Source organism: Marinobacter pelagius (assembly GCF_003315345.1).
Classification (GTDB): domain Bacteria; phylum Pseudomonadota; class Gammaproteobacteria; order Pseudomonadales; family Oleiphilaceae; genus Marinobacter; species Marinobacter pelagius_A.
Window position 1 is genome coordinate 25080 of the sequence record NZ_QNRO01000005.1, and the last position, 20301, is coordinate 45380.

General features: G+C 59.7%; 19 protein-coding genes. 13 read left to right on the forward strand and 6 right to left on the reverse strand.

The window, feature by feature from the left end; translation table 11 throughout:
- Positions 1 to 40: 40 nt before the first annotated feature.
- Complete coding sequence (locus tag DET50_RS06190) at positions 41 to 1069, reverse strand: TRAP transporter substrate-binding protein (protein WP_113862010.1); 1029 nt, start codon at positions 1067 to 1069, stop codon at positions 41 to 43.
- Between the two features lie 141 nt (positions 1070 to 1210).
- Positions 1211 to 1750, reverse strand: a complete 540-nt coding sequence (locus DET50_RS06195) for a YqiA/YcfP family alpha/beta fold hydrolase (protein ID WP_113862011.1) — start codon at positions 1748 to 1750, stop codon at positions 1211 to 1213.
- Between the two features lie 120 nt (positions 1751 to 1870).
- Here DET50_RS06195 and DET50_RS06200 point away from each other — a divergent pair, with 120 nt between their 5' ends.
- Positions 1871 to 2413 carry a glutathione peroxidase gene (locus tag DET50_RS06200; RefSeq protein ID WP_113862012.1) on the forward strand — a complete coding sequence of 181 codons (543 nt, stop codon included), beginning with the start codon at positions 1871 to 1873 and terminating at the stop codon, positions 2411 to 2413.
- Here the strand turns inward: DET50_RS06200 and DET50_RS06205 are convergent.
- Complete coding sequence (locus DET50_RS06205) at positions 2380 to 3399, reverse strand: LLM class flavin-dependent oxidoreductase (protein WP_113862013.1); 1020 nt, start codon at positions 3397 to 3399, stop codon at positions 2380 to 2382. The genes DET50_RS06200 and DET50_RS06205 overlap by 34 nt on opposite strands.
- An 8-nt stretch (positions 3400 to 3407) precedes the next feature.
- Positions 3408 to 4037 (reverse strand): metallophosphatase domain-containing protein, encoded by a 630-nt coding sequence (locus tag DET50_RS06210; RefSeq protein ID WP_113862014.1) that lies wholly within the window; start codon positions 4035 to 4037, stop codon positions 3408 to 3410.
- Positions 4038 to 4131: 94 nt separating this feature from the next.
- On the opposite strand from DET50_RS06210, the gene DET50_RS06215 reads away from it, so the two are divergent.
- The 3 genes from DET50_RS06215 to DET50_RS06225 are packed head-to-tail and all read left to right on the forward strand — an operon-like array spanning position 4132 to position 6956.
- Positions 4132 to 5019 carry an Nmad3 family putative nucleotide modification protein gene (locus DET50_RS06215; protein WP_113862015.1) on the forward strand — a complete coding sequence of 296 codons (888 nt, stop codon included), beginning with the start codon at positions 4132 to 4134 and terminating at the stop codon, positions 5017 to 5019.
- On the forward strand, positions 5012 to 6157 hold the full coding sequence (locus tag DET50_RS06220; protein WP_113862016.1) for a mechanosensitive ion channel family protein: 1146 nt from the start codon (positions 5012 to 5014) through the stop codon (positions 6155 to 6157). The genes DET50_RS06215 and DET50_RS06220 overlap by 8 nt, the downstream gene beginning before the upstream one ends.
- Before the next feature lie 46 nt (positions 6158 to 6203).
- Positions 6204 to 6956 carry a putative 4-mercaptohistidine N1-methyltransferase gene (locus tag DET50_RS06225; protein WP_258546065.1) on the forward strand — a complete coding sequence of 251 codons (753 nt, stop codon included), beginning with the start codon at positions 6204 to 6206 and terminating at the stop codon, positions 6954 to 6956.
- A 3-nt stretch (positions 6957 to 6959) separates the two neighbouring features.
- On the opposite strand, the gene DET50_RS06230 is transcribed toward DET50_RS06225, so the two are convergent.
- Positions 6960 to 7736 carry a GntR family transcriptional regulator gene (locus DET50_RS06230; RefSeq protein WP_113862018.1) on the reverse strand — a complete coding sequence of 259 codons (777 nt, stop codon included), beginning with the start codon at positions 7734 to 7736 and terminating at the stop codon, positions 6960 to 6962.
- 229 nt (positions 7737 to 7965) lie between these two features.
- On the opposite strand from DET50_RS06230, the gene DET50_RS06235 reads away from it, so the two are divergent.
- Genes DET50_RS06235 through DET50_RS06250 form a run of 4 tightly spaced genes read left to right on the forward strand, consistent with a single transcriptional unit; the run spans position 7966 to position 12637 of the window.
- Complete coding sequence (locus tag DET50_RS06235; protein ID WP_113862019.1) at positions 7966 to 9654, forward strand: L-lactate permease; 1689 nt, start codon at positions 7966 to 7968, stop codon at positions 9652 to 9654.
- A 40-nt stretch (positions 9655 to 9694) separates the two neighbouring features.
- Positions 9695 to 10522: a (Fe-S)-binding protein gene (locus DET50_RS06240; protein ID WP_113862020.1), complete on the forward strand. Its 828-nt coding sequence runs from the start codon at positions 9695 to 9697 to the stop codon at positions 10520 to 10522.
- The gene (locus DET50_RS06245; RefSeq protein ID WP_113862021.1) at positions 10519 to 11964 is read left to right on the forward strand and encodes a LutB/LldF family L-lactate oxidation iron-sulfur protein; all 1446 of its coding nucleotides are present in this window, start codon (positions 10519 to 10521) and stop codon (positions 11962 to 11964) included. Before DET50_RS06240 ends, DET50_RS06245 begins: the two co-directional genes overlap by 4 nt.
- Before the next feature lies 1 nt (position 11965).
- On the forward strand, positions 11966 to 12637 hold the full coding sequence (locus tag DET50_RS06250) for a LutC/YkgG family protein (protein WP_113862022.1): 672 nt from the start codon (positions 11966 to 11968) through the stop codon (positions 12635 to 12637).
- Between the two features lie 30 nt (positions 12638 to 12667).
- Here the strand turns inward: DET50_RS06250 and DET50_RS06255 are convergent, their stop codons facing one another.
- A complete protein-coding gene (locus tag DET50_RS06255; protein WP_113862023.1) occupies positions 12668 to 13555 on the reverse strand; it encodes a LysR family transcriptional regulator in 888 nt (295 codons plus the stop codon).
- A 126-nt stretch (positions 13556 to 13681) separates the two neighbouring features.
- Between DET50_RS06255 and DET50_RS06260 the strand changes: the two genes are divergently transcribed.
- From DET50_RS06260 to DET50_RS06280, 5 genes are read left to right on the forward strand one after another with little or no spacing between them, the layout of a single operon-like run.
- Positions 13682 to 15124, forward strand: coding sequence for an aldehyde dehydrogenase family protein (locus DET50_RS06260; RefSeq protein WP_113862024.1), 1443 nt, complete (start codon positions 13682 to 13684; stop codon positions 15122 to 15124).
- 11 nt (positions 15125 to 15135) lie between these two features.
- On the forward strand, positions 15136 to 16137 hold the full coding sequence (locus DET50_RS06265; RefSeq protein ID WP_113862025.1) for a dipeptidase: 1002 nt from the start codon (positions 15136 to 15138) through the stop codon (positions 16135 to 16137).
- 37 nt (positions 16138 to 16174) lie between these two features.
- Positions 16175 to 17794: a BCCT family transporter gene (locus DET50_RS06270; RefSeq protein WP_113862026.1), complete on the forward strand. Its 1620-nt coding sequence runs from the start codon at positions 16175 to 16177 to the stop codon at positions 17792 to 17794.
- Between the two features lie 3 nt (positions 17795 to 17797).
- Entirely contained in the window at positions 17798 to 19528 is a 1731-nt protein-coding gene (locus DET50_RS06275; protein WP_113862027.1) for a hypothetical protein, read from the forward strand.
- The gene (locus DET50_RS06280; protein WP_113862028.1) at positions 19525 to 20292 is read left to right on the forward strand and encodes a DUF3726 domain-containing protein; all 768 of its coding nucleotides are present in this window, start codon (positions 19525 to 19527) and stop codon (positions 20290 to 20292) included. The genes DET50_RS06275 and DET50_RS06280 overlap by 4 nt, the downstream gene beginning before the upstream one ends.
- The last annotated feature ends 9 nt before the right edge of the window (positions 20293 to 20301 follow it).

Below are 20301 nucleotides of genomic sequence, written 5' to 3' on the forward strand. Positions count from 1 at the left end.
GAAAGGGCTCCCTCTTCCGAGGGAGCCGCCTTCAGTGGGTTCAGTCGGACTGAACTTCTTTCAGGTCTTCCTTGAACTGGTTCAGCAGCTCTTTACCGCTTTCGCCAGTCATCTCGATGAACTTCTCTTCAACCTGAGGCGCGCGCGCCTTGAAGGCTTCGATCTGTTCGTCGTTCAGTCGGGTAACCGTGACCTCATCGCTGGCTTTCTTGATCTTCTCGAGTGACTCCTCTGCCAGACCGTCGATATGCACAAGGATCTTTTCAAATGCATAGTCGGCAGCATCCTGGACCAGCTTCTTGTCTTCCTCGGACAGGCCGTTATAGAAGTCCTGGTTCGCCATCATGGCCGTAGTAAACCATCCGTGACCGGTAAAGATCAGGTTCGGAGAAACTTCATAAAGACCGCCGGATTCGATCCAGAAGATCGGGTTTTCCTGACCCTGAATCATGTTGGTCTGCAGGGCACCGTAGACCTCACCCCAGGGCAGCGGCGTAGGAGTTGCGCCGAATGCGTCGTATGTCTCGGACAGAAGCGGGTTGGTCATGACCCGGATCTTCTTGTTGTTGAAGTCTGCGGGCTTGGTGATCGGCTCATCAGCCGTTACAACCATTTCACCTTCAGGATACATCTGCAGAAGCTCGAGGCCGTGTTGGGCATACAGCTTCGGGAACATCTCGTTGATTGCTTCACTTTCCCGGAAGAACTCTACCACTGTCTCCATATCGGTAGGCATCAGGTATGGAATGAAGAAAATCTGTGCCTCGGGAATCAGTGCGCCAGTGAAACCGGGAGACTGGTTTACGAAATTCAGAATGCCCGCCTGGGTCTGCTCCATGATATCACTGGACTCACCCAGCTCACCGAAGCGATAAACCTGCAGGGTGTGGTCCGAGTTTTCCTCGATATATTCCTTGAACTTGTAGGCGTAAACGTCCTGAACATCGCCTTCGTATTCTTCATGGGCATAGCGCCAGTTGGCCGCGTTTACGGCGTTTGCCGCGGTCAGGCCGGCGAATGCCAGCGCTGAAATACCAGCCAGTTTCCTGAATTTACTCTTGCTGCTCATCGGGTTGTCTCCGCTCGTTATTTTACGTTAATCCATTGTTACGTTTATAAAGACTGGCAAAACAAAGTCGTTTTCGCAAGAAAATGGCGGAAATAAGCCAATACCGGATACAGGTTTTAGCCGGATCGCAAGTGCATGAATTCAGGATGGATTCAGTTCTGACAGGCAGTTTTTCACGAACAGGGTGAATTCCCGTACCACGGTATCGACACTGTTCTGGAGGCGGTGCCCGTCGGGCAGAACCAGGGTGGTGATGCGTTGCTCCCGGGCCAGTTCCAGAACCGGCATTGCCGGTACCACATCGTCATCCCAGCCGTGGATGATCCGGGTGTGTTTCGCCTGAATGACGGGGCTGGACTGGGGATAACGCGGCAGTGCCAATGCCGGTGCCAGCAGGAAACAGCCCAGCACCGGGGTGAGGGCGCTGGTCTGGGCGCAGACCCAGCCACCCATGCTGGATCCGGCCAGGATCGTTCGCGCCGGATCCGCGCTGGCCTCATCCATGGCCGCCCGCATCTGCTGCAGGCGGACATCCGGATCCTTGCTGCTGCGGTGGTCGATGGCCTCGGCGCAAATGCCGGGGAAAGCTTCTGCTGCCTGTTTCATGGCCTGGATCTTGGTGCTGCCGGGCCCGCTTTCCAGTCCGTGGGAAAGGAACAGGTGAATGATCTCTCGGGGCATATCGGTCTTCCTGAAACGTGTATTTACAGGGATGATTGCGATTGATGGCGCCGGTGTCCAGTGATCAGAGCCGTATTGGTGTCCGGAACGTATGAAGGGTTGATATCAAGGAGGCTCTTTATGTCCAGATTGCTAATGATCCTGGTGCTCGCGGCTCTCACCAGCACCGCGCAAGCCCAGGAAACAGAGGGCTGCCCGGCGTTTCTCGACCACGAGCAGCGGAAGCTGCATTCCCGGGATTCCGTCAACCTGTGCGAGCTTGCGGGCGGCAAACCCATGCTGGTGGTCAACACTGCCAGCCGCTGTGGGTACACCGGTCAGTTCGAGGGGCTGGAGGCACTGCATCAACGATATGCAGACAAGGGTCTGGTGGTTGTGGGGTTTGCCAGCGACGACTTCCGGCAGGAAGCGGACAGCGAGGAAGAGGCCGCCAATGTGTGCTTCGTGAATTTCGGTGTCACCTTCACCATGATCGCACCGGGTCCGGTGACCGGCACCGACGCCAATCCGGTGTTCCGCGAGCTCAATCGGCAGAGCCAACCACCCCGGTGGAATTTCACCAAATACGTGGTGAACCGGGATGGCGAAGTGGTGCAGCGGTTCCCGAGCCAGGTCCGGCCGGAGGATCCTCAGTTGATCGAGGCGGTCGAGTCGGTGCTCTGATTCCGGGTAGCGGCCAGTATGTCGAGGGCATGGCGGCGCTTTTCCGGGTCGTAGATGTCCACCGTGAACATGAGCTCGTCCACCTCCACCGTCACCAGCAGGTCGTTTAGTTGCTGGCGAATGGTGGCAGCATCTCCCAGCAGCTGTAGCCCCAGGAAATCCCGGACACTGGCCTCCTCACCGGCATTCCACAGGCCCTCCATGGTTTCCACCGGTGGCTTCATCCACAGCGGCTGGCCCCGGAACAGCGACAGGATACGCTGGTAGCTGGTGGTGGCCAGGTAGCGGGCTTCCTCAACGGAATCCGCGGGTATGGCCGGCACTGCCAGCATGGCATAGGGCTCGACAAGCTGGTCGGAAGGCTGGAAGTTGTCCCGATAGACTCTCAGGGCCTCCCGGTAGAGGCGTGGCGCGAAATGGCCGGCAAAGGCATAAGGCAGCCCCCGCATGGCCGCCAGTTGGGCGCTGTAAAGGCTGGATCCCAGCAGCCAGATGGGTACATTGGTGCCGGCGCCGGGAATGGCCTTGACCGGTTGGCCGGGCTGTAACGGCCCCAGAAGGGTTTGCAGCCGGGCGACGTCTTCCGGGAATTGCTCGGCGCCCAGCCCATCCCGGCGCAGAGCCCGGGCTGTTACCGGATCGGTGCCGGGAGCCCGGCCCAGGCCCAGATCGATCCTGCCGGGATAGAGTGATTCCAGGGTCCCGAACTGTTCGGCAATCACCAGCGGCGGATGGTTGGGCAGCATCACACCGCCGGAGCCCACTCGAATGGTGGAAGTCTTGCCCGCAATATGGCCGATCAGTACCGAGGTTGCCGAGCTGGAGATGCCTTCCATGTTGTGGTGCTCGGCCAGCCAGAACCGCCTGAACCCGAGCTTTTCCGCGTGTTGGGCATAGGCAACACTGTTCGCCAGGGTAGTGCCGACGGAGTCGCCCTCGCGGACCGAGGCGAGTTCCAGCAGGGAATAGTCAGGGTGTTTGGACATGGTGCTCCTCAAAGGTCCAGAACGACAGGCAGGTTCAGTGGCTTGTAACTGCCTGTACAGGTGCTGGCGTTGACGTGCAGGCAATTGCCTACCTGTTTCTGGCCATAGCTTTCATGGATGTGCCCGAAAATGTGGAACCGGGGCGACCGGGATTCAAGCACCCGGGCCAATTCCTCGCAGCCCACGGACTGATCTCCCAGGCCGCTGGGCACCGTGTCCAGGATGCCGGCGGCCGGACCATGGGTGATCAGTACATCCAGCTTCTCGGGAATGCGTTCCCAGCGCTCGGCCAGCTCGGGCCCCCGCTCCAGGTTGAATGCCCAGTTGAAGAAAACCGGGGTCCAGGGGCTGCCCCAGAACCTCAGCCCTTCCAGCTCCAGGCCACTGTCCTGAAGATAATGGGCGTGGGTCAGCAGAACACGGGATTCCTCCGGTTCGTCCTGGAAACACCAGTCATGATTGCCCGCGATCAGAATCTTGTGCCGGTGGGGCAGGCTGCCGAACCAGTCATTCAGATCCTCCAGATCATCCAGGGTGCCCTGGCCCAGGCAGTCGCCGGCGTGGATCAACAGGTCGCCATCAGGCACTTTTACCTGGCGATGCATGCCGTGGGTGTCGGAAATACAGACAATTTTCATGGTGGTCTCCGATTGGCGGCCTGTCGGGGCGCATTGGACAACAATCTACGATAGCATTTTCCCCTGCCGAATCCCCATTGATCCAGGAGTGCGTGTGCGACTGATTCTGAGCCGGAAAGGCTTCGATTCCTCTGCCGGAGGCTGTCCCAGCCCGGTTCTGCCCGATGGTTCCCTGTGTGTCCTGCCAATTCCCGACCGGCTGTCACAGATCCGCTATGACGATGTGTCATTCGGGGCGCGCCGTCTCGGCAAGATTGCCCGGGACCTTTCCGGTGGCCGGGTGCGGGGCGGTTCCGGTGCACATCTGGATCCGGATCTGGTGGCCGATGCCCTGCCGCGCCAACCCGGCTGGCGGCCTTTGCTGGGCCAGACCGGTTCAGCCCAGGGGCATCTGAATAATCAGGGTGTGGGTGTGGGCGATCTGTTTCTGTTCTTTGGCGTATTCCGAAAGGCTGAGATGGTGCGTCGTCGATGGCGGTTTGTGCCGGGTACCCGGCCATTTCATGCCATCTGGGGCTGGTTGCACGTCGGTCAGGTGCATGCTGTAGATGATCTGCCGTCGAAGGCACTGCCCTGGGCGCGCTACCATCCGCATTTTTGCCGGGGACCGGATCCGGGCAATACCCTGTATGTGTCATCGGATTCCTGGCGGTTACCCGGGCATCGACGCGCTTTGCCGGGTAGTGGCGTGTTCCCGCAACTGCAAGATCGCCTGAGGCTGACTGATCCTGAAGGCCGACTCCCCACCCGTTGGCGGCTGCCGGCCGGATTTTTCCCCGCCGGGGGCAAACCGGCGCTAAGCTATCATCAGAAGCCTGACCGTTGGCGACTGGACCTGCCCTGGTGTTATCTGGCCAGTGCCGCACGGGGCCAGGAGTTTGTGCTGGATCTGGATGCCTATCCCGACCTGCTGCCCTGGCTGGCAGAGTTGATAGGGACGGGTAACGCCGAAATCAAGAACAAGGAACCGGCGAATGGCTGAGACCTTTATTACGGCTGTAATCGAACAGCTGAAGAAAAACCTCGGGGACACCGTCGAGGCGCTTGGCGGCGGAGAGCTGGACTGGGGGGCGCTTGCGATCCACGCCTTGAGCCAGTTGGTGATATCGGTGTTCTATGTCGCTCTGTTTGTTGGCGCCTACGTGATTGTGATCGGTCTGACTCGACTCGTCGTTGGCAAGCGCCGGGCTGCCCACCCGCTGTTCGGTCATCTGCGTACCGGAGTGCGTTACCTCATGGGCCTCGGCGCGTTACTGGTGATTCTGGCCCAGTTCGGGGCGGGTGCGGTGTTTCTGGCAGCGATGGCAAAGGCCGGATTGATGGCGCTCGGTTTCTTTGTCGCCTGGCTGGTCCTGGGCCGGCTGATTCGGGAGACGATGACCCGCTACCGGATGGATCCTTCAATCCGGCAGCTGGTGGAAAATCTGTTCTCGGTACTGGCGGTCACCTTCGCGGTTGTCACGGTCGTTGCCCAATTCGGCTTTGACGTGGTCTCCATCGTGGCCGGGCTGGGTATCGTTGGTATCGCGGTGGGTTTCGCCGCCCAGTCCACCCTTTCCAACTTCATCGCCGGTATAACCCTGCTTATCGAACGGCCTTTTCGCATCGGGGACTGGGTGACGATCAACGGCCAGGATGGCAAGGTGGTGAAAATTGCTCTTCGGACCACCTGGCTGCGGACCCGGGATAACATCTTCACAATGATTCCCAACGACAGCGTGGCGTCCTCTGATATTGTCAATTACAGCGCGGAGGGCGCGACACGACTGAATATTCCGGTGGGCATCGCCTACAAGGAATCGGCACAGGCGGCCCGGGAGGTCATCATGCCGGTATTGCACGCGCACCCGGAGGCACTGCAGTCGAAAGGCATGGAGCCCAGGGTACTGATGGAGAGCCTGGGGGATTCCTCGGTCAATCTGAAAGCGCAGGTGTGGATCACGCCGGACAATCTGGATGTGCAGCCCAGAATCATGGCCGAGATACTCGAGCAGATCAAAGAGGCGCTGGATGCCGCCGGTATCGAGATACCTTTCCCGCATCTGCAATTGTTTATCGATGACGCCAAGGGGCTGAAACCGGTGGTGGAGCCCCTGTACCCGAAACCGGCGGGCGACTGATTCGCTGCTCTCATGGCAGGATCGGCCCAGCAACGAGGATATGCATGTGAACGAGCCCAGCGGCTATTACGAGAGTGACACCACACTGGCGCAGTACCTGGAATTCCACTTTGGTGAATCCTGGCACGGCGAGCCGAACTTCCCCCAGGAACTGGCGCGGCTGTGTTTCGATGCGATGAACGGTCGGGATCACGGCAAGGCCCTGGATCTGGGCTGCGCCTGCGGCCGGGCCACCTTCGAGTTGGCTACCCGCTTTGACCACGTCGACGGTGTCGACTATTCCGAAAGCTTTGTCAGTGCAGCAGCAGACATGGCGAAGCAGAGGCAGGTACGCTATGCCCGCCCGGAAGAGGGTGAACTGGTGAGTTACCAGGAGCGGAGCCTCGCGTCCCTCGGGTTGGAAGATGCCGCCGGCAAGGTGAGTTTCCATCAGGGCGATGCCTGTGATCTCAGTTCCCGGTTCACCGGATACGATCTGGTACTGGCGGCCAACCTGATCGATCGTCTGTATCAGCCGTCAAAGTTTCTCACCACGATTCACGAGCGTATTACCGAAAACGGCCTGCTGGTCATCGCCTCCCCGTATACCTGGCTGGAGGAGTACACGCCCCGCGAAGCCTGGGTCGGTGGTTTCCGGAAGGACGGGGAGGACTACACCACCTTTGATGGCCTGCGGGATATGCTGTCTCCGCATTTCCGGCTGCTGGTGGACCCCCACAGCGTGCCCTTCGTGATCCGCGAGACCCGGAACAAGTTCCAGCACAGTTTCTCTGAAGTGACGGTCTGGGAGAAACTCTGAACGTCAGCTTCGGGTCAGGCTGTCCCGGCGGATGGCCCGCTCCAGACGACGGTGGCTTTCGCTGCGCTCGGACAGCACCTGCTGCACGTATTGTATGTGGGTGCCTGCGATCTCCCGGGCGTCATCCGCGCGCCCTTCCATGATGGCGTTGAACAGCAGTTGATGCTGCTGCTTGAGCCCTTCCCGGGTTTCTGCTTCTCTCGCGTACATGCCGCCGATGTTGGTCACCACGCTGCTCTTGAGCATGTTGAACAGGGTGCGGATGGTGTGCAGAAGAATGACGTTATGGCTCGCCTCCGCGATGGCCAGGTGAAAGCGGGCATCCGCCGCGCCCTCGGCTTCCACATCCCGCTCGGACGTTTTCTCGTAGCAGGCCTGGAGTTCCTTGTAGGCCGCCTGCAGATGCTCACGATCCACCTCTGTCGCTCGCTGGGCGGCGTAATAGGCGCAATCCGCCTCCAGGGTGCGGCGGAACTCCAGCAGATCCCGCTGGGCCTCAGGCCGGTCTTCCAGTAGCGAGATCAACGGGTCACTGAAGCTGGAGCCCAGGTTTTCGGTGACAAAGTTGCCGCCCCCCTGACGGCTGGTGAGCAGCCCCTTGGCGGCGAGTTTCTGCACAGCCTCCCGAAGCGAAGGGCGTGATACCCCGAACTGCTCGGCCAGCACCCGTTCCGGCGGCAGCCGCTCGCCCGGCTGCAGGGTTCCTTCCAGAATCATGGTTTCCAGCTGCTCGACGATGGTGTCGGCCAGGCGCCGGGGGGCAATATGTCCGATGGCCATTAAATGCACTACCTGAGGATTTCGGTGGATTTCAGATTGGTCTTACCAAAACAGCATACCCCGATTACCGGTTGATTTGACAGCAATCACCAAACGCAATTGGACCAATGTCGAGGGTGGTCGTTTTGACAGCGGTCGGCCCCTTCCCCTAACGTAAGCGCCTACCTCTTGTAAATTGGTAATACCAATTATCCACTAAAGATTCCAAAAACAAGATTTGGAGAGTTGTATGTCGTCCGGATTGCTTGCCCTCTTGGCGTTTACCCCCATCCTCCTGGCCGGGATTCTGCTACTCGGCCTGCGTTGGCCGGCCCGCCGTGCCATGCCGCTGGTGTTCCTGGTCACGGCCCTGATCGCCTATACCGGCTGGGACATGAGCTTCAACCGTATTCTCGCATCCTCGCTGCAAGGGCTGGTGATCACCCTCGGTCTGCTGTGGATCATCTTCGGCGCCATCCTGCTGCTCAACACCCTGAAACATTCCGGGGCCATTACTGCCATCCGCGCCGGCTTCACCAACATCAGCCCGGACCGTCGGGTGCAGGCGATCATCATCGTCTGGCTGTTTGGCTCGTTCATCGAAGGAGCCTCGGGCTTTGGTACCCCGGCGGCCATTGCCGCACCCCTGCTGGTGGCGGTCGGCTTCCCGGCCATGGCGGCGGTCATGCTGGGCATGATGGTACAGAGCACGCCGGTATCGTTCGGGGCGGTCGGCACTCCGATCATCGTGGGTGTGACCACGGGTCTCGATCGCAACAGTATTGGCGAGCGCATGGAACAGCTGGGTTCAAACTGGGACCAGTACCTGCAGCTGATCACCTCCGAGGTGGCCATTATCCATGCCATCGTCGGTGTGCTCATGCCGCTGTTCATGGTCATGATGATGACCCGCTTCTTCGGCAGGAACAAAAGCTGGCGCGAAGGCCTTGAGGTGCTGCCGTTTGCTCTGTTTGCCGGTATTGCCTTTGTGGTGCCTTATGCCCTGACCGGCGTGATCCTCGGGCCCGAGTTCCCTTCGCTGCTGGGTGGACTGATCGGCTTGGCTATTGTCACCACCGCCGCTCGCAAGGGCTTCCTTCTGCCGAAAACCACCTGGGATTTTGCGCCCCGAGACCAGTGGCCGTCCGAGTGGTTCGGCCTGATTGAAATGAAACTGGAAGATCTGGCCGCCAAGCCCATGAGCGGTTTCCGCGCCTGGCTGCCCTATGTGCTGGTGGGCGTGGTGCTGGTGATCAGCCGGGTGATCCCAGAGGTCAAGGCGGCCTTCACCGCTGTCGGCGTGGGCTTTTCTAACATCCTGGGCGAGGCGGGCATCAACGCCGGTGTTCAGCCGTTGTACCTGCCCGGCGGTATTCTGGTGATGGTGGTGATCGCCACCTTCTTTATTCACCGGATGCAGGTGCGGGAGCTGACCGCTGCGGTCAAAGAATCCGGCAGTGTGCTGCTGAGCGCCGGTTTTGTGCTGCTGTTTACCGTGCCAATGGTGCGGATCCTGATCAACTCCGGGGTCAACCTGTCTGACCTGCCGAGCATGCCCATTGCCATGGCAACCTGGGTGGCCGATACCGTCGGCGGTATCTATCCGCTGCTGGCGCCTGCCGTTGGTGCCATGGGTGCGTTCCTGGCTGGCTCCAACACCGTCTCCAACATGATGTTCAGCCAGTTCCAGTTTGGTGTCGCCGAGAGTCTTGGTCTGTCCACCGCATTGATCGTGGCGGTGCAGGCGGTGGGCGCTGCTGCTGGCAACATGGTGGCGATCCACAACGTGGTGGCCGCGTCTGCCACGGTCGGTCTGCTTGGCCGCGAGGGCCAGACCCTGCGCAAGACCGTCTGGCCAACCCTGTATTACCTGTTAATGACCGGCCTGATTGCCCTGATCGCCGCCTACGGGCTGGGCATCGTGGATCCGTTGGTCTGACTGTAAGCGCGCGAGCGCTGTTTCCGTGAAGGAGCCAATCATGAGCGAACTGTTTTACGACGCCGCCCCCAATGCCACCCGGGTGGCTCCGGAGCGACCCGGTCCGCGACACTATCCGGCCAAACCCCGGGAAGTGATCCTGTTCGGGACCTGTGTGGTGGATCTGTTCTTTCCGGAAGCAGGCCTGGATGCCATCCGCCTGTTGGAACGCGAGGGCGTCCGGGTACATTTCCCGGAAGGGCAGAGCTGTTGCGGCCAGCCGGCGTGGACCTCCGGCTATGCGGCCGAGGCGAGGGAAGTGGCCCGTGCGCAGCTGGCCATTCTCGATGCCGACATGCCGGTGGTGGTGCCCTCGGGCTCCTGCGCCGGCATGTTCCGCCAGCATTACCGGGAACTGTTCGCCGATGAGCCGGACACCCTGAAACGGGTTGAGTCGCTGGCCGAGCGTACCTTCGAGCTGACCGAGTTCCTGCTCAACGTCTGCCAGGTTGAGTGGCAGGATCTGGGTGAACCCACCCGGATTGCCCTGCACACCTCCTGTTCCGCCCGCCGTGAGATGAACACCCACCTCCATGCCCGGGAACTGCTGGGCAAGCTATCCAATGTGGAGCGGGTGGACCATGACCACGAGAGCGAATGCTGTGGCTTTGGCGGAACCTTTTCGGTAAGGATGCCGGAAGTCTCCGGCGCCATGGTAATGGACAAGACGCAATCCCTGATGGCTTGCGGAGCCGACGAAATGGTTACCGCCGACGGCGGCTGCCTGATGAACATCAACGGTTCCCTCGACAAACAGCAGCAGACTTTCCGGGGCCGGCACCTGGCCAGTTTCCTTTGGGAGCGCGTGAGCGGGGAGGGCAAGGTATGAGCCAGCGAATTCCTGTTACCGAACTGACCGGCGGTTTCCGGGACCGGGCGGAAATTGCGCTGGCGGACGGTCAGCTTCGGACCAACTTCCGCACCGCCATGGACTCGCTGATGAAAAAGCGGGCCGACGCCTTCCCCGATGAGGAGGAGCGCGAAGGCCTGCGGGAGCTGGGCAACCGGACCAAGGCCCGGGCCCTGTCCCGACTGCCGGACCTGCTCGAGCAGCTGGAAGCAAAGCTGACCGACAACGGCGTGAAGGTGCACTGGGCCGAAACCACCGAACAGGCCAACGAGATCGTCCATGGCATCATCCGGGCTCGCCAGGGTTCCCGGGTGGTCAAGGGCAAGTCCATGGTCAGCGAGGAAATGGAGATGAACGACTACCTCGCCGAGCGCGGGGTAGAGTGCCTGGAGTCGGATATGGGTGAGTACATCGTCCAGCTCGACGGTGAGAAACCCTCCCACATCATCATGCCGGCGATCCACAAGAACCGTCGCCAGGTGTCGAAGCTGTTCCACGACAAGCTGGGGGTTGAGGAGACCGACGACGTCAACGAGCTGATCCAGATCGGCCGTCGCACCCTTCGCCGCAAGTTCATGGAGGCGGATGTCGGGGTTTCCGGTGTGAACTTCGCCATTGCTGAGACCGGCACCCTGCTGCTGGTGGAGAACGAGGGCAACGGTCGGATGAGTACCACCGCGCCACCGGTGCACATTGCTGTAACTGGTCTCGAGAAGGTGGTGGAAAACCTGCGGGACGTGGTGCCGCTGCTCTCCCTGCTGACCCGCTCGGCCCTGGGGCAACCGATCACCACCTATGTGAATATGATCTCCGGCCCGCGCAAAGCCGACGAGTTGGACGGCCCGGAGGAGGTGCACCTGGTGCTGCTGGACAACGGCCGCAGCGGTGCTTTTGCCGATGCCCAGATGCGCCAGACCCTCAACTGCATCCGCTGCGGCGCCTGTATGAATCACTGCCCGGTGTACACCCGGGTGGGTGGCCACACCTACGGCGAGGTCTACCCGGGGCCGATCGGCAAGATTGTGACGCCGCATATGGTCGGCCTGCACCAGGTGCCAGACCATCCCAGCGCCTCCTCCCTTTGTGGGGCCTGTGGTGACGTGTGCCCGGTGAAGATCCCGATCCCGGAACTGCTTCAGCGCCTGCGCCAGGAGAATGTGAAAAGTCCGGCGGAAGGGGCGAAGGTGAAAGATGGGGGCGCCAAGTATTCCCGGAAGGAACGTCTGGTCTGGCGGTTCTGGCGGACCCTCAATAGCAGCCCGGTGCTCTACCGCCTGTTCCTCTGGGGGGCCACCCGGTTCCGCAAACTGACACCGAAAAATGTCGGTCCCTGGACCGAAAACCACACCGCGCCGGTCCCGGCGAAACGTTCCCTGCACGATCTGGCCAGGGAGCACCTGGCCCGTAACGGAGGGCAATGAGATGAGCGCCCGCAGTAATATCCTGAACAAGCTTCGCTCCGGTCTGGCCGGCTCCATTCCGCGCCCGGACGACTTCGACGAGCGCCTGGTAACCGAACCCTGGCAGTACGCGCCGGAGGACCGGATCATGCGGCTGCGCAATCTGATGGAGGCGGTGCATACCGAGATCCATCAGGTCAGCAGCGACAACTGGCCGGAAAAAGTGGCCGCGATCCTGGCCAAGCGGGACCTCGGCAATCTGCTCCATGCCCCGGCAACCGACCATGGCCAGCAACTCGCGGAATACTTGCAGCAGTCAGACTCGTCCGTGCAACTGCTGGCGTACGACCGACCGGTGGAGGAATGGAAAGAGGAACTGTTCTGGGAAGTGGACGCGAGCATTACCGGCACCGTTGGTGCCATTGCTGCCACCGGCTCGCTGGTGCTCTGGCCGGACCGGCACGAGCCGAGGCTGATGAGCCTGCTGCCGCCGTTGCACATCGCCCTGCTCAGGGCCAGCGAGATCGAGGATAACCTGTACGCCATGATGCAGCGCCAGAACTGGTCGGCGGGCTTGCCCACCAACCTGTTGCTGGTGTCCGGCCCGTCCAAGACCGCGGATATCGAGCAGGTCCTGGCCTATGGTGCCCATGGGCCGAAGGAGCTGGTGGTCCTCATACTTGAGGATGCCTGAGGTGGTACGGGCGTAGCTGCCTCACTGTTCTCATGACATATCCAGGCCAGCCAGGCTTGTCAGTATCCGTTCTTCCAGGGCCTGGGCCGGCGGCGACAGAGAACGATGGGCCGGCTTGATAATGCCGATCTGCCGTACCAGCCTGGGTTCACTCAGGGGTATAAAACAGAGCTTGTCACTATCTACGGGGAAGGCTAGTCGCGGCAGTGTTGTAATCCCACTTCCCGCCTCGAGCATGGCAAGCAGTGAAATCATGTTGGAAATGAAGAAGTCGTTATTTTCGACCAGGCTGGCCGCCGCCGTATTTTCCAGAAGCCGGGAGGTACCGTTGGCAATGAATCGCTCCCGGGCCAGTTCTGTCCATTTCAGACTTTTACGGTTCGCCAGCGGGTGATCCCGTCGCATGACTACACCCACCTTGTCCTCGAATAGTGGGGCAAAACTCAGGCGTTCGTCTTCCACCCAGACGCTGCTGATGCCCAGGTCCACCTCGCCACTGGCCACCAGGCGGCAGACAAATTCTGCATTCTCGTCGTGAAGGTTGATGTTGATGTCCGGATACTGGCTGACAAACCCGGCCAGGAATTCCGGCATCAGCCGACTGGCGACAGACGGAACCGTCGCCAGGGTCACCCGACCCTGATGACCGCCGGCCACCTGCTGTAATTCGCTCGCCAATCGATCGTGCTGTTTGACCAGATCCCGGAATCTTGGCAAACAGTATTCGCCAAAGGGCGTGAGCTGGGCTTTGTGGGTTTTTTCGAAAAATGGCTGGCCGAGCCGTTCTTCCAGGTCCCGGATCGCCATGGAGAGAGCCGGTTGACTGCGATACAACTTGCGGGCTGCGCCCTGAACACTGCCTTCTTCCCATACAGCCAGGACATAGCGTAGCGGCTGGATTTTCAACTCGATCGACACGCTAACTCCCTCAAAAACTTTGATTTCCCAAAAGTATAAGATCTTCTTATAAAAATCACGAAATTTTTGATTATCCTTATTAATGCTCAGGGTCTACTCTGTGGAAACATCTTGAGGAGGAACCCTATGTCACAGTCACACGCACTCTACATCGGCGGAGAGTGGGTCGCAGGCGCCAACGGAGCGCTGCCGAATCAGAATCCGTCAGATCTCAGCGACATCATCGGTCACTACGATCAGGCCAGCACCGATCAGGTAAAGCAAGCGATCACCGCGGCCAGGGAGGGGCAGAAGGTATGGGCCGAGACCGGGCTGGAAGCGAGATACAGCGTACTGATGGCGATTGGTGATGAGCTGATTGCCCGCAAGGATGAGCTGGGTGAGTTGTTGTCGAGGGAAGAAGGCAAGCCTCTGGCCGAGGGCAAGGGAGAGGTTTACCGTTCCGGCCAGTTCTTCCACTACTACGCGGCGGAAGTGCTGCGGCAGATTGATGACAGGGTAGCGTCAGTGCGTCCCGGGATTGAAATCGAGACGCGCCGTGAGCCCCTGGGCGTGATTGGCGTGATTAGTCCCTGGAATTTCCCTATGGCCACTGCCGTCTGGAAGATTGCGCCGGCTTTGGCTTTCGGCAACGCGGTGGTGTTCAAGCCGGCGAACCTGGTGCCGGCCAGCGCCTGGGCATTGACGGAGATTATCAGTCGGCAGGACCTGCCGGCGGGAACCTTCAACCTGGTGACCGGAAGCGGCCGTGAAGCAGGCGAAGCCCTCATCACCAGTCCCGAGGTTCAGGCGATTACCTTCACCGGATCGCTTGATGTTGGCCGTCGCGTGGCATCGGCCACAGCCGCCAATCTGGTGAAATGCCAACTCGAGATGGGCTCGAAAAATGCACTGATCGTGCTCGAGGACGCAGACCTCGATCTTGCAGTTGAAGCGGCTTTCGCCGGTGCCTACTCGGGCTCAGGCCAGAAGTGCACAGCGTCATCCCGACTGATCGTTATGGACGCTGTACATGACGAATTCGTGGACAAACTGACTGCCAGACTGGCCAGCGCCAAGGTTGGCCCGGCTCTGTCAGAGAATACGGTGATCGGGCCCATTGCCAGCAAGACCCAGCTGGAGGCCAATCAGCGTTGGGTAAACGTTGCCCTGGAAGAGGGCGCAAAAATGGCGTTCGGTGGAGACCACGTTAACGCCGAAACCGACGGTTACTACATGCAACCGGTGCTGTTCACGGACACCACTAATGACATGAGCATCAACCGTGACGAAGTTTTCGGTCCGGTGGCGTGTGTCATACGGGTGCCGGATTATGAGGCCGCGCTGGCCACTCTGAACGATACCAACTATGGGCTCACCGCTGGTCTGATCACCGGCTCCCTGAAACGCGCGACCGATTTCAAGGCCCGTGCCGAGACAGGCTGTGTCATGGTCAACCTGGCCACTGCCGGCACTGACTACCATGTGCCTTTCGGCGGTCGAAAGGATTCCAGCTTCGGTCCCCGTGAACAGGGACAGTACGCGCGGGAGTTCTACACCGTGGTGAAGACCTGTTACACGAAGGCCTGAGGAATCGCACCATGTCGAAGTCTGTATTAACCATTGATGGTCTCCAGTACTCCAACTGGTCCCGCGGTATCTTTGAACAAATGCGGGAGGGCGGTGTTGATGCTGTCCATGCCACCCTCGTGTATCACGAGAATTGCCGGGAAACTTTACTGCGGTTTGGCGAGTGGGAGCGTCGCTTCGAGGAGCACAGCGACCTGATCATGCCGGTGCGCGCGCCGGACGATATCGAGCTGGCGCGGGAAACCCATCGGGTGGGGGTGTTCTTCGGGGCCCAGAACTGCTCGCCAATCGAGGACGATATCGACCTGGTCGCCCTCATGCGCCGGCTCGGGCTTCTGATCATGCAGCTCACCTACAATAACCAGAGTTTACTGGCTTGTGGCTGCTACGAATTGGAGGACAGCGGAATTACCCGTTTTGGCAAACAGGCAATCCGGGAAATGAACCGGGTCGGCATGCTTATTGATATGTCCCACAGCGGCGAGCGATCCACCCTGGAGGCCATTGAAATCTCCGAGCGGCCGGTGATCATCTCCCACGCCAACCCGTCAAGTTTTCATCCGGCCAAGCGCAACAAGTCTGATTCTGTGCTCCGTGCCATCGCACAAAGCGGTGGTATTCTCGGCTTTTCGGTGTATCCGTTTCACCTGAAGAATGGCCCGGACTGCACGCTGGATGATTTCTGCGGCATGGTCGCCGATACCGCGGAGCTGATGGGCATCGATCACATCGGGATGGGTACCGATCTTTGCCAGGCTCAGCCGGAATCGGTACTGACCTGGATGCGTAACGGGCGTTGGTCCAAGGCGATGGACTACGGCGAAGGCAGCCAAGCGAACGCCGGGTGGCCATCACCGTTGTCCTGGTTCAGTGATAACCGGCACTTCCCGAACATCATTGAGGGCCTGCGCCGAAAGGGATTCAACCATGAAGAAATCGAGAAGATCATGGGCCGAAACTGGCTCCGGCAACTAACCGAGGGCACGCGGCCGGCTGTTGATACCGCGTTCTGAAAACCAATCTGTTCAAAAACAACAACAGGTAATCGTCATGACCAACTCAGCCAGCTCCATCGCTATCCCGGAAATCGGCGCCAGTCGTTTCGGCGACCCGATTGTACTGTTCCTGACCGTCGGCTTTATTCTGCTCTTCCTTGGGCTGTCACTGTATGACATTGAATGGACAGCCAGCCTGATCAGTGCGGGCTTTGCCTGGACCGCTGCTAATCTGGGCTCCTATTTCCAGCTTCTGCTACTGCTCACCTTTCTGATCGGTATGGGCGTGGCCATATCGCCGGCGGGTAGCGCAAAAGTCGGGAACCTGGATGCGCCCGAGTTGAGTACCTTCAAGTGGTTGTCGGTAATTATGTGCACCCTGCTGGCGGGCGGCGGGGTTTTCTTTGCTGCTGGTGAGCCAATCTACCACTTCGTCGTCACGCCGCCGGTGTTCGATACCGAAGCAGCCACAGCGGAGGCGGTTGCCCCGGCTCTTGCCCAGTCCTTCATGCACTGGGGCTTCCTGGCCTGGGCCATTCTTGGCACTCTTTCCGCCATCGTTCTGGCTCATGCCCATTATGTGAAGGGGCAGCCGCTGAAACCAAGGACTCTGCTCTACCCGGTATTTGGTGATCGGATAATGCAGGGATGGTTTGGGGCCTGTGTCGACTCAGCCTGTGTAATCGCGGTAGTCGCGGGAACGGTCGGGCCTATCGGTTTTCTGGCTACCCAGGTCAGTTTTGGCTTGCACGATCTGTTCGGGTTTTCTGGAGGGTACGGTACCCAACTGGTCATACTTGGCGTCCTGGCGGCGGTATATGTGACCTCGGCAATGACGGGCATTCACAGAGGGATTCAGTTACTGAGTCGTCTCAACGTGTTTCTTGCCCTGGCGGTTGCTGCCGTTATCTTCCTGTTCGGTCCGACGCTGTTTCTCACTAACGCCTTCACCCAGGGGTTTGGTGAATACATTAGTTCCTTCTTTGCCATGGCTACCGTCACTTCTGTCACTGCAGAGGGCTGGTGGATGCAGTGGTGGACGGTGTTCTTCTTTGCCTGGTTCCTGGGCTATGGCCCGTTGATGGCGCTTTTTGTAGCGCGTATTTCACGGGGGCGGACCATACGGCAGATGATTCTCGCGGTCAGTGTTCTGGCCCCTATTGTCACAACCATCTGGTTCACACTCCTGGGTGGCTCCGGCATTTTTTATCAGCTCACTGGAGTGATTGACTTGAGCGAGGCGCTCAACAACTTCCAGTTTGATGTCGCAACGCTCACTGTTGCCCAGGCCTTGCCGGGCGGAGCAATGATGGCCCTGGCGATCCTCGTGCTGACAACCATTTTCGTGGCAACGACCGGCGACTCGATGAGCTACGCCATTGCCGTGGTCAGTGTGGGCCATGATGAGCCGGAACCGATTGTGCGGGCCTTCTGGGGTGTGGCCATGGCGCTCATGGCGGCTGTACTGCTGTACATGGGAGCAGGCCAGATCAGTGCGCTGCAGCAGTTTATTGTGATAACGGCGATACCCGTGTCACTGATTCTTTTACCCTCGCTGTACATTGGCCCAAAATCGGCCTACGCCATGGCCCGTGAACAGGGAATTGTCGCTCCCAAGGGCGAAGTGGCACTAGTTGGCGCGACCACCGCCTCGCCTGCGAGTTCAGGAGACTGAAGCATGGCAACTCCCTCACACGTTACCGAGCAGTTACACCTGCGCCCGTCGGATCAGGTGATGAAACTGGAGCGACTGGGAAGCCTTCACGCCAGCCGACTGAGCTTCTGTCGCAGCCTGGTTCGCCAGATGGCGCGCGAGGACTGGACAGTCAACACGGACCGTTTTGACCTGGATGCTGACGGCCACGGGGTCGTGATCTACCGGCTGAATACGCCCAACCACACCTATCACGGAGTGGTATTCTCCCAGCACCTGGATCCGGCGCGCCGGTCTGACCGGGTGATTGCCGAAGCTTGGGACGTCACTTTTGCCCTGGTAGAAGGAGAAGTGGAGGCCAGCCTGCTCGACCAGATGGCGGCCAATGTACCGCTTCAGGAGGCTGGTCGTCAGCATCCGAGATTGCTGGTGCTATCGAGAGCCAACAAGAGCCTCCGAAATTTCAGCCACTTTGTTGAGGCATTGGCCTCCGGGCGCCAGCCGGATCCCGCCTGGTTAACCCGGGTGGGGTACCTGTACCGCACGACAGCCGTATACGGCAATGGCAAATTCGGGATCGCGGACTACGCCCGGCTCCAGAAAAACCCGGATTTCAACCGGCCGTTCTCCGCGCAGATGTTTGCCGTGTACCTGCTTCGCCATTTCTCGGTGCAGCAGGTAGAGCATCTTGCCCAAATGCATTCGCCGGAGCGTGCCGTGACCCTGGCCCCGGCACTTCAGCGTTACCTGGGTATCGGCAACTCAACCGGTCTTGGGATGGCTCCTTTCCTGATCAATCATCCGCAGCTGATCCAGCAATGGGTATATGGCAGGGAGCGGGCACTGGCGTATGCCCGCGAACAGTTGCCGGATGACGCCGGCCGTCGGGAGCTGCTGGCGTTATTGAAGCGGGCACATCAGCATTTTTCCGAAACGGTGACGGAAGACGCTGAGCAGAGCCTGCGCAACGAGGCCACCGTCGCTTCTATCAAAGCGGTTATGGAGTGGCTGGAAAGAACCCCGGCCACATCCCGTCTCTGGACCGATTTGCTGGCGTGGGCGGATGAGCAATGCGCACTGGAGGCGCAGGAGCTGATCAACACCTTACTGATCGAGCTATATCCGGACATCATCGATGCTATGGAGAATGAGCTGGGTTGTGAGGAAATACTCGAATTACAGCCGGAAATGCGGGCGGCAACCCTGAAAAGCCAGATTGAACGCCGGTTTTCGTGGGCGCTCGACTACGATCCCAAGAATCCCGACCACCATTACTGGTTCTGGTACCGGTCCGCCGAAAAGGAGGAACCGCGCCTGGGTGTGCGTGCCGCCGAACCGGGTGCCGAGAAGGAAATGCTCCTGGCCATAGGGCCGCGTATTTACCGCACACATCAGTTGCTGGATGCGTTTCTCGACCGTTGTCCGGCAGGTTCCGTGGTCGAGTTCCTGATGGCCCATCCGCGGCAGAAGGAAACGGTAAGGCGCATCCAGACCATGGCAGCTACGCCTTATGGAGAAATTCAGGCCAACCTCTGGCACCGGGACATGAAACCTATGCACCTGCTTCGAACCAAACTGTCGTTTTTTGGTGCCAGCCGCTTTGACCCCAAATCCGATCGCTGGGTTCGGGTTACGTTGTTTCAGGGGGCGCCGCTGTTTTGTGAACTGTTCAGCGATCATGGTGCCAACAAGGCACGTCTGGCGGAGCTGGATGACTGGAGTTTTCCCGTGCAACCGGAGTTGGAATCGCAATGAAAGTGTCATTTAACGAACTTCAGGGCATCGGTCGAAAAGCCTTTGCCGCGATCGGCTTTGCCGAGGGTGACGCGATAGACGCTTCGGAAATGGTTGCCTGGCTTGAAGCCCACGGCCTCGGCGGTGCCGAAGCCCTGAAGAAGGGCTTGCGATACATCGTTACCGAAGATCAGAGCACTTCACCAACACTGGTCTATCAGGACGCCGACTTCAGCGTACTGGATGCCCACAACCATAGCATCCTGGGCAATGCCAGCCTGGCTGTCGAACTCGGCTATGCCCGGGCGCGGTCGAGGGGATTGTCGATCACCAAGATTCGTCGCTGCCACAACCGTATTCTGATTATCGGCTATCTGTCGCGGCTGGCGCGCCGCGGCATGAACGTCACCGCGTTCTGGCGCAACGCCCACGACCCTCTGACGGAAGTGGTGGTCGGCTTCAAGGCGGGGCATCCGGTGCCTGAAATCTGTTTCTACAGTCTGGATGATGCGCCCGATGACACCGAGAGGAACGACGGCATCACCCTGATCATGGCCAATCACGTTGATTTGTTGCCAAGTCTGCGTTCGGACTACGCATTGACCAACTTGATGTGGCAGACCGAGGAAGACCTGGAACGGCTGAAGGATCGGGCGCTGGTTGAGGGCATGGAGGTGGACGACGAACTCTGGCGCAGCCTCAAATCCCTGGCCGAGCAACTGTTGGTCGAGGCGACCGATGCTTCACGGGGTGGCGCGGGTGCGGGTACCAATGACAACGACTGACAGGAAGGC

Bases quoted from the DNA above. Each gene is read 5' to 3' on its own strand.
- DET50_RS06200 (WP_113862012.1), top strand. From the start codon at position 1,871: ATGTCCAGATTGCTAATGATCCTGGTGCTCGCGGCTCTCACCAGCACC.
- DET50_RS06210 (WP_113862014.1), bottom strand. From the start codon at position 4,037: ATGAAAATTGTCTGTATTTCCGACACCCACGGCATGCATCGCCAGGTA.
- DET50_RS06250 (WP_113862022.1), top strand. From the start codon at position 11,966: ATGAGCGCCCGCAGTAATATCCTGAACAAGCTTCGCTCCGGTCTGGCC.
- DET50_RS06235 (WP_113862019.1), top strand. From the start codon at position 7,966: ATGTCGTCCGGATTGCTTGCCCTCTTGGCGTTTACCCCCATCCTCCTG.
- DET50_RS06275 (WP_113862027.1), top strand. From the start codon at position 17,798: ATGGCAACTCCCTCACACGTTACCGAGCAGTTACACCTGCGCCCGTCG.
- DET50_RS06245 (WP_113862021.1), top strand. From the start codon at position 10,519: ATGAGCCAGCGAATTCCTGTTACCGAACTGACCGGCGGTTTCCGGGAC.
- DET50_RS06280 (WP_113862028.1), top strand. From the start codon at position 19,525: ATGAAAGTGTCATTTAACGAACTTCAGGGCATCGGTCGAAAAGCCTTT.
- DET50_RS06270 (WP_113862026.1), top strand. From the start codon at position 16,175: ATGACCAACTCAGCCAGCTCCATCGCTATCCCGGAAATCGGCGCCAGT.
- DET50_RS06240 (WP_113862020.1), top strand. From the start codon at position 9,695: ATGAGCGAACTGTTTTACGACGCCGCCCCCAATGCCACCCGGGTGGCT.
- DET50_RS06190 (WP_113862010.1), bottom strand. From the start codon at position 1,069: ATGAGCAGCAAGAGTAAATTCAGGAAACTGGCTGGTATTTCAGCGCTG.
- DET50_RS06230 (WP_113862018.1), bottom strand. From the start codon at position 7,736: ATGGCCATCGGACATATTGCCCCCCGGCGCCTGGCCGACACCATCGTC.
- DET50_RS06205 (WP_113862013.1), bottom strand. From the start codon at position 3,399: ATGTCCAAACACCCTGACTATTCCCTGCTGGAACTCGCCTCGGTCCGC.
- DET50_RS06260 (WP_113862024.1), top strand. From the start codon at position 13,682: ATGTCACAGTCACACGCACTCTACATCGGCGGAGAGTGGGTCGCAGGC.
- DET50_RS06220 (WP_113862016.1), top strand. From the start codon at position 5,012: ATGGCTGAGACCTTTATTACGGCTGTAATCGAACAGCTGAAGAAAAAC.
- DET50_RS06265 (WP_113862025.1), top strand. From the start codon at position 15,136: ATGTCGAAGTCTGTATTAACCATTGATGGTCTCCAGTACTCCAACTGG.
- DET50_RS06195 (WP_113862011.1), bottom strand. From the start codon at position 1,750: ATGCCCCGAGAGATCATTCACCTGTTCCTTTCCCACGGACTGGAAAGC.